The organism is Limnomicrobium aquaticum (genome assembly GCF_040545545.1).
GTDB classification, from domain to species: domain Bacteria; phylum Pseudomonadota; class Alphaproteobacteria; order Rhizobiales; family Rhizobiaceae; genus Ensifer_A; species Ensifer_A aquaticum.
Map to the genome: position 1 here is coordinate 1,214,284 of NZ_JBEPMB010000001.1, position 14,071 is coordinate 1,228,354.

The 14,071-nt window shown below is 61.4% G+C and carries 13 protein-coding genes; 1 reads left to right on the forward strand and 12 read right to left on the reverse strand.

Annotated features, from left to right (window positions below; translation table 11 throughout):
* Positions 1–81: 81 nt before the first annotated feature.
* The 8 genes from ABID16_RS06000 to glyA form a co-directional block, all read right to left on the reverse strand.
* Positions 82–2,217 carry a sodium-translocating pyrophosphatase gene (locus ABID16_RS06000; protein WP_354555410.1) on the reverse strand — a complete coding sequence of 712 codons (2,136 nt, stop codon included), beginning with the start codon at positions 2,215–2,217 and terminating at the stop codon, positions 82–84.
* Positions 2,218–2,376: 159 nt separating this feature from the next.
* On the reverse strand, positions 2,377–3,624 hold the full coding sequence (locus ABID16_RS06005; RefSeq protein ID WP_435532363.1) for an MFS transporter: 1,248 nt from the start codon (positions 3,622–3,624) through the stop codon (positions 2,377–2,379).
* A gap of 21 nt (positions 3,625–3,645) precedes the next feature.
* Positions 3,646–4,119 (reverse strand): transcription antitermination factor NusB, encoded by a 474-nt coding sequence (nusB, locus tag ABID16_RS06010; protein WP_354555412.1) that lies wholly within the window; start codon positions 4,117–4,119, stop codon positions 3,646–3,648.
* Between the two features lies 1 nt (position 4,120).
* A complete protein-coding gene (gene ribH / locus ABID16_RS06015) occupies positions 4,121–4,576 on the reverse strand; it encodes a 6,7-dimethyl-8-ribityllumazine synthase (protein ID WP_354555413.1) in 456 nt (151 codons plus the stop codon).
* 489 nt (positions 4,577–5,065) lie between these two features.
* A complete protein-coding gene (locus tag ABID16_RS06020) occupies positions 5,066–5,671 on the reverse strand; it encodes a riboflavin synthase (RefSeq protein ID WP_354555414.1) in 606 nt (201 codons plus the stop codon).
* Between the two features lies 1 nt (position 5,672).
* Positions 5,673–6,773, reverse strand: coding sequence for a bifunctional diaminohydroxyphosphoribosylaminopyrimidine deaminase/5-amino-6-(5-phosphoribosylamino)uracil reductase RibD (gene ribD, locus ABID16_RS06025; protein ID WP_354555415.1), 1,101 nt, complete (start codon positions 6,771–6,773; stop codon positions 5,673–5,675).
* A gap of 1 nt (position 6,774) precedes the next feature.
* Positions 6,775–7,251: a transcriptional regulator NrdR gene (gene nrdR / locus ABID16_RS06030; RefSeq protein WP_354555416.1), complete on the reverse strand. Its 477-nt coding sequence runs from the start codon at positions 7,249–7,251 to the stop codon at positions 6,775–6,777.
* A gap of 60 nt (positions 7,252–7,311) precedes the next feature.
* Positions 7,312–8,604 (reverse strand): serine hydroxymethyltransferase, encoded by a 1,293-nt coding sequence (gene glyA / locus ABID16_RS06035; RefSeq protein WP_435532364.1) that lies wholly within the window; start codon positions 8,602–8,604, stop codon positions 7,312–7,314.
* 216 nt (positions 8,605–8,820) lie between these two features.
* Here glyA and ABID16_RS06040 point away from each other — a divergent pair, with 216 nt between their 5' ends.
* Positions 8,821–10,098: a glycosyltransferase gene (locus ABID16_RS06040; protein WP_354555417.1), complete on the forward strand. Its 1,278-nt coding sequence runs from the start codon at positions 8,821–8,823 to the stop codon at positions 10,096–10,098.
* Here ABID16_RS06040 and ABID16_RS06045 read toward each other — a convergent pair.
* The 4 genes from ABID16_RS06045 to ABID16_RS06060 form a co-directional block, all read right to left on the reverse strand.
* Positions 10,053–10,631 (reverse strand): ABC-type transport auxiliary lipoprotein family protein, encoded by a 579-nt coding sequence (locus ABID16_RS06045; RefSeq protein WP_354555418.1) that lies wholly within the window; start codon positions 10,629–10,631, stop codon positions 10,053–10,055. The genes ABID16_RS06040 and ABID16_RS06045 overlap by 46 nt on opposite strands.
* 72 nt (positions 10,632–10,703) lie before the next feature.
* Positions 10,704–12,074 carry an MlaD family protein gene (locus ABID16_RS06050; RefSeq protein ID WP_354555419.1) on the reverse strand — a complete coding sequence of 457 codons (1,371 nt, stop codon included), beginning with the start codon at positions 12,072–12,074 and terminating at the stop codon, positions 10,704–10,706.
* 11 nt (positions 12,075–12,085) lie between these two features.
* The gene (locus tag ABID16_RS06055; protein WP_354555420.1) at positions 12,086–12,907 is read right to left on the reverse strand and encodes an ABC transporter ATP-binding protein; all 822 of its coding nucleotides are present in this window, start codon (positions 12,905–12,907) and stop codon (positions 12,086–12,088) included.
* A 7-nt stretch (positions 12,908–12,914) separates the two neighbouring features.
* Entirely contained in the window at positions 12,915–14,060 is a 1,146-nt protein-coding gene (locus tag ABID16_RS06060; RefSeq protein WP_435532390.1) for an ABC transporter permease, read from the reverse strand.
* Positions 14,061–14,071: the final 11 nt, after the last annotated feature.

Below are 14,071 nucleotides of genomic sequence, written 5' to 3' on the forward strand. Positions count from 1 at the left end.
GCGGATCGGGCGGCAACCGCCCGATACCCGAAACGCAAAAGGCCCGCGATGTCACCATCGCGGGCCCTTTTCTTTTTCAGATCAGGCCAACACAGCGAGGAGCAGCAGCGCCACGATATTGGTGATCTTGATGGCTGGGTTGACGGCGGGACCTGCCGTGTCCTTGTAAGGATCACCGACTGTATCGCCGGTCACCGAGGCCTTGTGCGCATCCGAACCCTTCAGGTGACGAACGCCATCCTTGTCGACGAAGCCGTCTTCAAAAGATTTCTTGGCGTTGTCCCAGGCACCGCCCCCAGAGGTCATCGAGATGGCGACGAAGAGGCCGTTCACGATCACGCCGAGGAGCGAGGCGCCAAGTGCCGCAAAGGCCGAAGCCTTCGAGCCGGAGATCAGCAGCACGCCGAAATAGACGACGAGCGGCGCCAGAACCGGCAGCAGCGAGGGCACGATCATCTCACGGATCGCCGCCTTGGTCAGGATGTCGACGGCACGGCCATAGTCGGGCTTTTCCGTGCCCGCCATGATGCCGGGCTTCGCCTTGAACTGGCGGCGCACCTCTTCGACGATGGAGCCTGCAGCACGTCCCACCGCCGTCATCGCGATACCACCGAAGAGGTAGGGGATGAGACCTCCGAAGATGAGGCCGGCAACGACATAAGGATTGGAGAGATCGAAGGAGATCTTCCCGACATCAGCAAAATACGGATATTTGTCCGCATGACTTGCGAAATATTGCAGGTCGTTCGAGTAGGCCGCAAAGAGGACCAGCGCGCCGAGGCCGGCCGAGCCGATGGCATAGCCCTTTGTCACGGCTTTGGTCGTGTTGCCGACGGCGTCAAGTGCATCGGTCACCTTACGGACTTCCGGTGGCAGTTCCGACATTTCAGCGATACCACCCGCGTTGTCGGTCACAGGACCGAAGGCATCAAGGGCAACGATCATGCCGGCGATGCCGAGCATCGCCGTCACTGCGATGCCGGTGCCGAAGAGACCGGCAAGCTGGTAGGTCGTAATGATGCCGCCCACGATCACGATCGCCGGCAGCGCGGTGGACTCCAGCGATACGGCCAGACCCTGGATCACGTTGGTGCCGTGACCCGTCACGGAGGCCTGAGAGATCGAGTTGACCGGGCGCTTGTTGGTCCCGGTGTAGTATTCGGTGATCACCACGATCAGCGCCGTGACGACGAGACCGACGAGGCCTGAGATGAACAGGTTCTTGCCCGTCACCACCAGCCCGTTGACGGTGCCCACTTCGCCCCAGCCGACGGTGAGCGACGTGGCGCCACCGAGGCTGACGACCGAAAGAAGACCCGTTACGATGAGGCCCTTGTAAAGTGCACCCATGATCGAATTGTTGGAGCCGAGCTTCACAAAGAAGGTCCCGATGATCGAGGTGATGATAGAGCCGCCGCAAATGGCGAGCGGATAGATCATCGCGCTTGCGAGCATCTGGCTGCCGGCAAAGAAGATCGCCGCCAGCACCATCGTCGCGACGACCGAGACTGCATAGGTCTCGAACAGGTCAGCCGCCATGCCGGCGCAGTCGCCGACATTGTCGCCCACGTTGTCGGCAATCGTTGCCGGGTTGCGCGGGTCGTCTTCGGGAATTCCGGCCTCGACCTTGCCGACGAGGTCACCGCCGACGTCGGCGCCCTTGGTGAAGATACCGCCGCCGAGGCGAGCGAAGATGGAGATGAGCGATGCGCCGAAGCCCAGCGCGACGAGCGAGTCGATGACGTTGCGCGAGCCGGGCTCATAGTGCATCGGGCCCGTCAGGATGTAATAGTAGACCGACACGCCGAGAAGCGCGAGACCGGCCACCAGCATGCCGGTGATGGCACCGGACTTGAAGGCGATGTCGAGGCCGCCCGCAAGACTTTTGGACGAGGCCTGCGCGGTGCGCACGTTGGCGCGCACCGAGACATGCATGCCGATGAACCCGGCAGCACCCGAAAGCACCGCGCCGATCAGAAAACCAATTGCGGCAGCTCCGGACAGAAGCAACCACGCTGCAATGAACACGATGACGCCTACAATGGCGATCGTCTTGTACTGCCGTGTCAGATAGGCTTGCGCCCCTTCGCGGATATAGCCCGCGATCTCGCGCATTCTTTCATTACCCTGGTCGGCAGCCAAAACAGACTGCGTGGCCCATATCGCGTAGGCCACAGACAACAAACCACATGCAATCACGCCGAATAGTATCGTCATTCGCAAGTTCCTCCTTCAGCGCTCCGCCTCCCAACGTAGCGCCCTGCATCGTTGCAGGGTGAGAGTGCGTGGTGGATCGGGGCGCGTCAAGGCCCGCCCGAATGAGCGCGCTCTTAATTTTGCAGGCCGGAGAAAATGCGCCTTGAGGTCGATCAACCTCTAATCTTGATAGATGGAAGGTTGCGCAGGCTGCGCCTTTGGCGGCATCTTGCGGATCAGCATCACGAGCGCCACGAGGCAGACGATGCATACGGGCCAGATCGTGTAGGCCATGACATTCCAGCCCTGGCTGTTGAAGACCTTGCCGGAGGACAGCGAGGCCAGCGCCACGACGGTGAAGAGGAAGATGTCGTGGAAGCCCTGCACCTTATCGGCCTCTTCCGGGCGGTAGCTGGAGGCGACGATGGCAGTCGAGCCGATGAAGCCGAAATTCCAGCCGATACCGAGAAGGATCAGGGCGCCCCAGAAGTTCCAGATCGCGGTTCCAAGCACAGCCACGACCGCACAGCCCATCAAAATGATGAGACCGGTTGCCACGATCCTTTCGACGCCGAGGCGGGTGATCAGGTGGCCGGTGAAGAAGCTCGGCCCGAACATGGCCAGCACGTGCCACTGGATGCCGAGCGTCGACATTTCCGGGGAGTAGCCGCAGCCGACAACCATGGCGAGCGGCGCACCCGTCATCATGAAGGTCATGAGCGCATAGGAGCCGATGCCGCAGAGCATGCCGGTGATGAAGCGCTGGGTGCCGATGATTTCCGTGAGCGGACGTGCCGGCTTGCTGTCGGGATGTTTCTCGCCGACATTTGGCAGCTTCAGCCTGGAGAGGATGGCGATGCTGATCAGCGCGAGAGGGATGATTGCCAGAAAGGCTCCCGCAAAAGGAATGCCCGGCAAGCTTTCTCGCAGCCAGATGGCAATCTGCGGACCGATGACTGCGGAAACGACGCCGCCGATGAGGATCCACGAAATTGCCTTCGGCTTGAAGAACGAAGGCGACGCATCAGCGGCAGCAAAACGGAATTTCTGGACAAAGCCGGAGGAGGCACCGAGAAGCAGCAGCGCCACCGCAAACAGCCAGAAGCTGCCCTTGATCAGCGCCGTGGCCGCCAGCAGTGCACCGCCGCAGGCAATCAGCCCGCCAAGAATGAAGGCCTGCTTGCGGCCGGCATAGCGCGTGACGAGCGCAATGAGCGCCGCGCCAATGGCCGTACCGACATTGAAGCCTGTGGCTGGCGCGGTCGCAAGCGACTTGTCCGCCGCAAGAAGCTGGTAGCCTGCTAGGGCCGCCAGTGAGATAGAGATGGGGGCAACGGCACCCTGAACCGCTTGCGCCGCCGTGAGGATCGCAACGTTGCGCTTGGCTTTCGCCAGCGCAGTTTCAATGCTTCCAACCGCTGCGTCCATCAAGTCCCTCCCCGACTCCCGTCAGTTCGGCCGCACCTGCTTGGCAATCCGGTCGAGGACGGCGTTGACGAGGCGCGGCTCTTCTTCTTCGAAGAACGCCTGCGCGATCTCGACATACTCATTGACAATAACCGCGATGGGTACGTCCTTGCGCTCGATCAATTCGAAGGTGCCGGAGCGAAGGATCGCGCGGACCGTGCTGTCGAGACGGGACAGGGTCCAGCCTTCCTGCAGCGCCTTGGTGATCATCGGATCGAGCTTCAGCTGATCGCGAACCACACCGGACACGATGGAGCGGAACCAGGACGGATCTGCCTTGAGATACTGGTCGCCATCGATCTCCTGCCCGAGGCGGTAGGTCTCGTATTCCGAGACGACCTCGAGCACGCCGGAACCGCCGACATCCATCTGGTAGAGGGCCTGGACCGCAGCAAGGCGTGCAGCGCCGCGCTGGTTGGCCGGCTTCACGGTTTTTGCAGAATTGTCGTTCGTCATGTCAGCCGCCGAATTTTTCCTTCAGCGCGATCATCGTCAGCGCCGCACGGGCAGCGAAGCCGCCCTTGTCGAGTTCTGTCTTGCGGGCACGGGCCCAGGCCTGCGCTTCGTTTTCCACAGTCAGGATACCGTTGCCGATCGGCAGCGATTCACTGACGGCAAGATCCATCAGCGCGCGAGACGATTCGTTCGAGACGATGTCGAAGTGATAGGTCTCGCCACGGATGACCATGCCGAGTGCCACGAAGCCGTCGTAGACGACGCCGCCCGTATCCCCGCCGTCGAGCGCCATGGCGATCGCAGCCGGGATTTCGAGCGCACCGGGAACGGTCACGACGTCGAATGTCGCACCGGCTTCCTTGAGCGCAGAGGTCGCACCGTCGAGCAGCGCGTCGGAAAGGTCATCGTAAAAGCGAGCCTCGACAATAAGCAGATGAGGCGTCAGGTCCTCGGTCATGGGACGGTCCAATCCTTGAAAATCTTATGAATTGAGGCCGGTCAAACCACGCCGCGCCCCTCTTGGCAAGCAAATTCGGCATTTTCGCCGCTTCGCGCCCACCGGCTCGCGCGGGAGGTGCACCGCGACCCAAGAGCACACACTCCCGCCACGGCAGGAAATCGACCGCCAGTCGCGCTGATCATGGCGGAAATTGGGCGGATATAATGAACTTAGTTTAACAAAATCATGAACTTATTACAATTATTTAAGTTGCCCGGATGTTGTCGCCGTCTTAGCATCTGGCCATGGAAACGTGCTGAACCGCAGAGCAAAGGATCTTCCGCGAGACCGAGTTTCAAATGTGCGGCTCGTCGGGATTTCCTTCAGAGCCGCAGAAGGCAGCGTCATGCTCTCTACGATGTCATTACCCGCCAAGGCCCGCCAGCCTGCACCGGGTGCGAGAACCCTCCGCGACCTCCAGCGCGGAGGGTTTCGCATTTCAAGACTTTACTTGAACTCGGCGAGGCGCGCCGCGTAGCGGGCCATCGTGTCGATCTCGAAATTGACCCTGTCCCCGACCTTGCGCGCGCCCCAGGTCGTAACCTCCAGCGTGTGGCGGATCAGAAGAATGTCGAAGTCGCAGCCGGAAACGGCGTTGACGGTCAGCGATGTTCCATCCAGTGCCACGGAGCCCTTGGGCGCCACGAAACGGGCAAACTCTTCCGGCACGCGCAAGCGGAAACGGGTCGCATCGCCTTCCGGTTCGATCGCCACGATCTCCGCCATACCGTCGACATGGCCGGAGACGATGTGGCCACCGAGTTCGTCGCCGATCTTCAGCGCACGTTCGAGGTTGACGCGGGAGCCTTCTTTCCACGTGCTGATCGTGGTCAGGCGAAGCGCCTCCTCCCAGGCCTCGACCTCATACCACTGGTCGTTTGACCCCTCTTCCGGCAGTGTCACCACAGTAAGACAGACACCGGAATGCGAAATGGAGGCGCCGATGTCGATGGTCTTGGGATCGTAGGCCGTGGCGACGCGCAGACGCAGTCCTTCCGCGAGCGGCGTGATCTTGTCGACCTTGCCGACATCCGTGACGATACCCGTGAACATCTCACTGCTTCCTTTCAAGAATTTCCAGACGATCCTCGCCGATCGTTTCGCTGGACACAAGGTCAAAGCCGTCCGGCTGATGATCTGCCGTGACCGGCGACGGGACGCCGGCCTCGCCGATGGCATCCGGCCCTTCGAAAAGCCAGATCCGATCGACTAGCCCCTCCGCGAGGAAATTTTCAGCTACGCGTGCGCCGCCTTCCACCATGAGCGAACTCATGCCGCGGCTGGCGAGGCTCTGCAGCAGATCGATGAGTGAGGCGGCTTCAAGGATCTCGACACCCGACTGCTCCAAAGCACCCCGACGCGCGAGCCACGCTTCGTCACGCACCATCGTGTCAGTGGAGACAACGGCAATGACGGGAACCCTGTGCGCCGTCCGCGCCAATTTTGAGCCTGGTGGCAAAAGCAGGAGCCGGTCGAGGACCAGCCGCACAGGCGATCGCCCTTCAAGCCCTGGCAACCGGCATGTGAGGTCGGGATCGTCGGCCAATGCCGTGCCGATGCCGACGAGTATGGCGTCGCTTTCGGCGCGAAGGTGCTGCACGGCTTCGCGCGATTGCGGACCGGTAATGCGGACCTGCCCCTCGCCACGCCGGCCGAGCATCCCGTCCTTGGAGACAGCGAGCTTCAGCGTGACATGGGCCCTGCCTTCGGTCTGGCGTATGAGATAGCCGGCCAGCCCGCGTCGTGCCGCCTCTTCCATCAGGCCGGTCTCGACCGTGATGCCCGCCTCGCGCAGCCTGCGGATGCCATTGCCGCTGACGCGCGGGTCCGGGTCGGTCACGGCAACGACGACACGCGAGACGCCTGCGGCGACCAGCGCATCGGCACAAGGTGGCGTCTTGCCGAAATGGGAACAGGGCTCAAGCGTCACATAGGCGGTGGCGCCGCGGGCCAGTTCCCCTGCATCGGCAAGCGCCTGGGGCTCGGCATGGGGGCGCCCGGACTTGGCAGTCACGCCGCGCCCGACGATCTCGCCATCACGGACGATGACGCAACCGACGGAAGGATTGGTACCGGTCTGGCCAAGATGGGTTGCGGCGAGCGCGATTGCCTCCGCCATGAAAGCATCATCAGCGGAATGGCACGCAGCAGGCACGTCAATGGTCCCCTGGATCGCGCCCGATCTTGGCGTTCACCTCGGACAGGACTTGCGTGAAATCCTCGATGTGGGTGAAGTCCCGATAGACGGAGGCGTAGCGAATGAAGCCCACGTCATCGAGCGACTTCAGTGCTTCCAGCACCTGCAAGCCGATTTCTTCCGATGGGATTTCCGTGTCGCCGGAGCTTTCCAGACGACGAACGATGCCGGACACGGCGCGCTCGATGCGGTCGCGGTCAACGGGACGCTTGCGCAACGCGATCTCGAAGGAGCGGACAAGCTTCTCACGGTCGAAGGGAACCTTGCGGCCGGTCTTCTTGATGACCATGAGTTCGCGAAGCTGGACGCGCTCAAAGGTCGTGAAACGACCGCCGCAATCGGGACAGATACGACGACGGCGAATGGCGGAGGAATCCTCCGCCGGCCGCGAGTCCTTCACCTGGCTGTCCAGCGATCCGCAATAGGGGCATCGCATAGGGCGGCTCCTTGAAACAAAACAATGGCTCCGCGCAGAATCAGAGGCGGAGCCACTCTATTACGCCATGTAGGGATACATGGGGAAGCGGTTCGTCAGTTCAACCACCTTCGAACGCACACCGGCTTCAACCGTGGCATTGCCTTCGTCGGAATTGGCGACCTTGAGGCCGTCGAGAACTTCGACGATCAGGTTGCCGATTTCCTTGAACTCGGCTTCCTTGAAGCCGCGGGTCGTGCCGGCCGGCGTGCCGAGGCGGACGCCGGAGGTGACGAAGGGCTTTTCGGGGTCGAACGGGATGCCGTTCTTGTTGCAGGTGATGTAGGCTCGGCCGAGGCCGGCTTCCGCGCGCTTGCCGGTCGCATTCTTCTTGCGCAGGTCAACGAGCATCAGATGGTTGTCGGTGCCGCCGGAGACGATATCGAGGCCGCCAGCTACCAGCGTTTCCGACAGCGCCTTGGCGTTCTTGACGATCTGGGCCGCATAGTCCTGGAACTCGGGCTGCAGCGCTTCGCCAAGGGCAACGGCCTTGGCGGCGATGACATGCATCAGCGGGCCGCCCTGGAGGCCGGGGAAGACGGCCGAATTGAACTTCTTCGCCAGATCCTCGTCATTGGTGAGGATCATGCCGCCACGCGGGCCGCGCAACGACTTGTGCGTCGTCGTGGTGGCAACATGGCAATGCGGGAATGGCGACGGATGCTGATGACCGGCAACAAGACCGGCGATGTGGGCCATGTCGACCATCAGCCAGGCGCCAACCTCATCGGCGATCTCGCGGAAGCGCTTCCAGTCCCAGATGCGGGAATAGGCCGTGCCGCCGGCGATGATCAGCTTGGGCTTGTGTTTGCGGGCCGATTCGGCAACCGCGTCCATGTCGAGCAGGTTGTCGCCTTCGCGCACGCCGTAGGAAACGACGTTGAACCACTTGCCGGACATGTTGACCGGCGAACCGTGCGTGAGATGGCCGCCCGAGTTGAGGTCGAGACCCATGAACGTGTCGCCCGGCTGCAGGAGCGCGAGGAACACGGCCTGGTTCATCTGCGAACCGGAATTCGGCTGAACGTTGGCGAAGTTGACGCCGAAGAGCTTCTTGGCGCGTTCGATCGCGAGTTCTTCGGCGATATCGACGAACTGGCAGCCGCCATAATAGCGCTTGCCCGGATAGCCTTCGGCATACTTGTTCGTCATGATCGAACCCTGCGCTTCCAGAACGGCGCGGGAGACGATGTTTTCGGATGCGATCAGCTCGATCTCGTGACGCTGGCGACCGAGCTCCTTCTCGATGGCGCCGAAAATATCCGGATCGGTTTCAGCAAGGGTCTTGGTGAAAAAGCCAGCAGTCGCGCTCATGAGCAGCCTCTCGGGTAAAGCAGCGGAAATCGTTGAAGGCCAGTCTCTTAAAGCGGTCAGGCCCCAAGGGCAAGTCGGGATTGCGCCACCGCCTGTCAAGGTCGCGCCAAGCCCCACGATTGTCACAAAACTTTCTTCCAATCGTAATATCCGAACGCTATGGCCGCTATTGCGGTGAAGCTCGCGTCGCCAGATCGCGCTGAAACAGGTGAAGCCTTGCCCCCTCTCCCCGGAATGCCCGACGCCCGACTGGAAATCTTCTACTTCGATGCCGGCGGCGGACATCGCAATGCCATGACGGCGCTGACGCGGCTGATCGAGAAGGAGAAGCCGGGCTGGCAGGTGACGCCTGTCGATCTGCAGGCACTGCTTGAGCCGATTGATCCCGTCTACAAGCTGACGCGGCGCGTCACAGGGTCTCTGAAACGTTTGCTTCGGCCTGTCGCGCCGAGCCTCAGCGCAATCGAGCCGTGGCAGGCGCAGGACATCTATAACAGCGCGCTCAAGCGTGGCGTGACGACGGGCATGGGTGCGATCCTGCCGGTCCTGCAACGCTTCATCGCACGCTATGCCACCGAGATCGAGCCTCTGCTGGCAAAGCGCTGGAAGGATCCGGCGACCCCTCGCCCCGATCTCGTCGTTTCGGTCATACCGAATTTCAATTGGGTTCTTTACGGCGCGCTCCGTCGTGCGTTGCCGAATGTCCCTTACGCCACCGTCATCACCGACTTTGCCGACTGCCCGCCGCATTTCTGGATGGAAGATCAGGACCAGATCATGATCTGCGGCACTGACCTTGCCTATCGGCAGGCGATCACATCAGGCTTTTACAAGCCGCAGGACATTCATCTCGTTTCCGGCATGATCCTGAAGGATAATTTCTATGCGCCGGCTCCGGCCGATGCACCGACGCGTGATCAGCTCGGGCTTTCCAGAGACGGGCCGGTGGCGCTCATCATGTTCGGCGGGAATGGCGCATCCAGCGCGACCAACAACATTCTCGCCCAACTGGACAAGACTGGTCTCGGTATCGAATCGATCGTGATGTGCGGGCGCAATGCAGCACTTCAGAAGTCGCTGGAAGGTCGACCGGGCTGTAAGCCGGTCGGCTTCGTCAACAATGTTGCGGACTATATGCGGCTCGCGGATTTCTTCATCGGCAAGCCCGGCCCCGGAAGCGTCGCAGAGGCGCTCCACATGGGACTGCCGGTCATTGTGGAGAAGAACACGAACACGATGCCGCAGGAACGGCCCAATCCGGACTGGGTGGCTGACAAGGGCGTCGGGGTCGTAATCTCAAGCTTCCGCAAGGACACAGGCGCTGCCGCGCGGCAGGTGCTGGTCAACCTCAAGCACTATCGCGACAATATCCGCAGCAATGTTCCTGAGAACCGCGCGGTCTATGAGACCGTCGCGATCTTCGAGCGCTATCTGATGAAAGCCGACCGTCACATGGTGGCGAGCGCCCAGGCGACGAGCGCTGCGGACACCTGACCAAAGGCCGAATTCATGGCGGCAATATAGGCCTTGTTGCCGGAGCCGGAAACAGGAACTGTGGCGCGGAAATTCTTCGAGGCGCGGACCTGACCGTTGCGGTCGTTGAGCAGGCGCGCCGTGATATCCACAACCGCAACACCTTCCGACACCGAAATCTCGAATGTGTTGATCGTGGTCTGGATCTGCTCGTCGATGGCCAGCCCTTCGCCCGGCAGACCGGCGCCGCCCACCTTGCCGGAATTCTGGAAGGCCTGGGCGAGCTTCAACTGCACGAGCTTCGGCAAGCGATCGGACCACTGGCTGTCGCCCAGGAACTGATATTCCTGGCCCGAGACATGGACCACGACATTCTGGCTATCGAGCATCTGGGTGGCGACCGGATTGGCGATCAGCACCTGCCGCCCTTTGCGCGTCGGGCCTGCGGCGGACGGCGTGGCTGTCAGGCCGAACGTATCCTTCGGCGCGGACGTGGCGCATGACGAAAGGCCCATGGCTGCGGCCAGCAAAAAGGCTGCGGAGAAACGGGTCAACCGGTTTGTCGTCGTCAAAGCCTGCACAACACTACCCTCACTCTTGCCTGTTACCGAGCCTCAAACGGGCCTTCAACGACGGTTGCGACCGTCAAACGTCTTCACCTGATCGCCGCCGAAAAGCAATCGCTGGGGATCGCTGTCGAAATTGGTGATTGTTCGGTTCAAGTTGTCGACCGCCCCCCGCATGTCGCCTACGAGCGCCTGAATGCCGCCCAGCCCCTGCGACGAGAAGCGCGAAAGATTGTCAGCGATCGGGCCGATCTTGGCGTTCAGCGTCACCGCAACGTCCTTGTAGGCCGCCAGCGTTTCCTTGGCCTGCACCATCAGCGAAGAGCCATCACCCGAGCCGAGCATGTTGTCGACCTTGGCCAGGATGCCATCGACGCGGTTCGAAGCCTTGTTGAGCTTCGAGGCGAGTTCCGTGGCATCGTTGATGGCCTGATCGATCTCCTGGCGGCGGTTGTTGATGTCGTTGGTGATGGACTTGATGTCCTGCACGGCCGAACGGGCGTTGGCCACAGCCTGTGAAACATCTTCGACCGATCCCTTGATCTTGTCGGGGTCGATGGCGGCGATCAGCTTGTCGGCCTTCTCGATTGTGCTGTTGGCAGAGGCGGCAAGCGTCGCGATATTGTCTGCGGCCTTGTTGAACTTTTCGAGCGAAACCTTGATCTCGCCGGAACTCGTGGCGAGGTTCGCCGAGACCGTATCGGCATTTGCCAGAATGCTGTCGATCTTCTTCGGATCGACGGCCTTGATCAGCGCATCAACGGAGGCCAGCGTGCCGTCCAGACGACCCGAGAGGCCGTTGATCGTATCGGAGAGCTTGCCGACGCTCGCCAGGAATTTGTTCACGCCATCAGCATTGTCGGCGAGCGCCTTGCTGAAGGTCTCGGCATTCTTGACCGTATTCGTCAACGGCTCGCGCGAGTCGTTTGCAAAAGTCTGGATCTGGGCGACCGCCTCATCAGCCCGCTTCATGATCTTGTCGGCGGTTGCCAGAAGGTTCGTCACGCTCGACTGATCGGCGAGCAACATCGGCGCCCGGCCGGTCTTGCGTGCCTCTTCGAGAAGGTTCACGCCGCCGGGCTTGCCGCCCGAAAGTTCGATATAGGCAGCACCCGTCAGACCCTGAATGCCCAGAACGGCCTTGGTCGATTCGTAGATCGGGGCGTCCGAATTCACCTGCGTGAAAGCGACGGAATAGTTGGGGTCTGTCGCGTCGATGGCCAGCGACTTCACCGAGCCGATCTGGATGCCGTTGAAGCGGACGGCCGAGCCCACGGAAAGGCCGTTTGCCGAACCGGGAATGCGGATCACCAGATCCGACATCGGCCCCTGCCGTCCATACTGGGACATCCAGAAGACGAAGGCGAACGCCGCGGCGACGACTGCCACCGTGAAGAACCCGACTATTGCGTAATTCGCTTTGGTTTCCATTACCCGGCCAATCAGGCTTCCGCCCGTTCCAAAGTTGATCCATGCCCGCTTGACGCAGGCTTCACAATCGTTCTTGCCCTTTTTCCCCGGAAATAGGCCTGCACCCACTCGTCATCGAAGGCCAGCATATCCTCGATCGTCCCCGTCACGAGCACGCGCTTCTGCCCAAGCACCGCTATACGGTCGCAAACCGAAAACAGACTGTCGAGATCGTGCGTCACCATATAGACGGTGAGGCCAAGAGTATCGCGAAGACGCGCGATCAGCTCATCGAATTCAGCCGCGCCAATGGGATCGAGGCCCGAGGTGGGCTCATCCAGAAACACAAGATCCGGATCCAGCGCCAGAGCGCGCGCGAGCGCCGCACGCTTGATCATCCCGCCCGAGAGCTCCGAGGGGAACTTGTCGGCCGCGTCCGGCTCCAGCCCCACCAGCTCGATCTTGAGCCTGGCGAACTCCTCCATCATCGACTGGGGCAGATCGAGATATTCGCGCATCGGCAGCTGGATATTCTCCTTCACGGTCAACGCCGAAAACAGTGCCCCGTGCTGGAAAAGCACCCCGAGGCGCGTATCCATTTCAATGCGCGCCTTCGCATCGAGCGAATCGTAGTCGTGGCCGAGGATGGAAATGCTGCCGGATCTACGCGGCACAAGCTTGAGGATGGTCCGCATCAGCACCGACTTGCCCGTGCCGGATGCGCCGACAAAGCCAAGGATTTCGCCGCGCCGGACATCAAGATCGAGGTTGTCGAGCACGACCTTCTCGCCGAAGGCCACGGTCACACCCTTCACGGAAAGGATGATGTCGTCGTTTTTCGTTTCGTCCGCCATCACCGCCTCAGAACTTGATCGCTGCGTAGAACATGGCGAAGAGCCCGTCCATCAGGATGACAACGAAGATGGCGCGCACGACGGAAGACGTCACATGCTTGCCGAGCGATTCGGCGCTGCCGCCGACCTTAAGACCTTCCACAGCGGCGACGACACCGATGATGAGGGCCATGAACGGCGCTTTCAAGAGGCCCGCGATGATCGTCGAATAATCGACGGCATGCCGCAGCCGGGATAGAAACACCTCGAACGTGATATCCGAATAGGCCCAGGTCACCACGGCCGCGCCAGAGAGCGCTGCGAAATTGGCGATGATCGTCAGGAGCGGCAACGAAATGACCAGCGCCACGAGCCGCGGGAAAATCAGCACGCCGACCGGGTTGAGCCCCATGACGGTCAGCGCGTCAATTTCCTCGCGCATTTTCATGGAGCCCACCTCCGCCGTAATCGCACTGCCGGAACGGCCGGCGATCATGATCGCTGTGAGCAGGACGCCGATTTCACGCAATTGCAGAATGCCGACGAGGTCGACCACGAAGATTTCCGCGCCGAAATAGCGCAGCTGGAATGCGCCCTGCTGTGCGATGATCGCGCCGATCAGGAAACTCATGAGCAGGATGATCGGGACCGCTCCGACGCCCATGCGGTCGATCTGGTTGACGATGGACGCAGCCGATACGCCCGATCCGCGACCAAGCTTCAACTGCGCGCCGCTCACGGCAGAGCCGAGAATGTGCATGGAGAGAAGGATGTCCTCCCATAGCTGCATCGCGATCACGCCGACCGGCGCAAACAGCCTGACGAAAAGGCCGGGACGCGCCGGCTTGGGCGTGGTGTCCTGCTTGAGGGCCTCGGGCAGCGAGGCGATCAGATCGAGTTGCGATTTTGGTGCATTCACGACTTCCGTGTCGCCTGCGGCAGATGCGATCAGACGGCGGATCAGCCACGCGCCGGACGTGTCGAGATGCGCGACGGCGCTCATGTCGATTGTGGTCCGACCCGAAAAATCCTTGGATTCAAGCGCCATCAAAGCTTCCCCTGCCTGACGCAGGGACGCCTGACGCCAGTCACCCGAAAGGGTTACAACCCGCCCGGCGCCAGAATCATTGTGCTCGACCTCGAATGCGGCCTTTTCTGCCGGCAAGACCTTCACCCTTATTGGCG

Bases quoted from the DNA above. Each gene is read 5' to 3' on its own strand.
- glyA (WP_435532364.1), bottom strand. From the start codon at position 8,604: ATGAGCGCGACTGCTGGCTTTTTCACCAAGACCCTTGCTGAAACCGAT.
- ribH (WP_354555413.1), bottom strand. From the start codon at position 4,576: ATGACCGAGGACCTGACGCCTCATCTGCTTATTGTCGAGGCTCGCTTT.
- ABID16_RS06055 (WP_354555420.1), bottom strand. From the start codon at position 12,907: ATGGCGGACGAAACGAAAAACGACGACATCATCCTTTCCGTGAAGGGT.
- ABID16_RS06000 (WP_354555410.1), bottom strand. From the start codon at position 2,217: ATGACGATACTATTCGGCGTGATTGCATGTGGTTTGTTGTCTGTGGCC.
- ABID16_RS06020 (WP_354555414.1), bottom strand. From the start codon at position 5,671: ATGTTCACGGGTATCGTCACGGATGTCGGCAAGGTCGACAAGATCACG.
- ABID16_RS06005 (WP_435532363.1), bottom strand. From the start codon at position 3,624: ATGGACGCAGCGGTTGGAAGCATTGAAACTGCGCTGGCGAAAGCCAAG.
- nrdR (WP_354555416.1), bottom strand. From the start codon at position 7,251: ATGCGATGCCCCTATTGCGGATCGCTGGACAGCCAGGTGAAGGACTCG.
- nusB (WP_354555412.1), bottom strand. From the start codon at position 4,119: ATGACGAACGACAATTCTGCAAAAACCGTGAAGCCGGCCAACCAGCGC.
- ABID16_RS06050 (WP_354555419.1), bottom strand. From the start codon at position 12,074: ATGGAAACCAAAGCGAATTACGCAATAGTCGGGTTCTTCACGGTGGCA.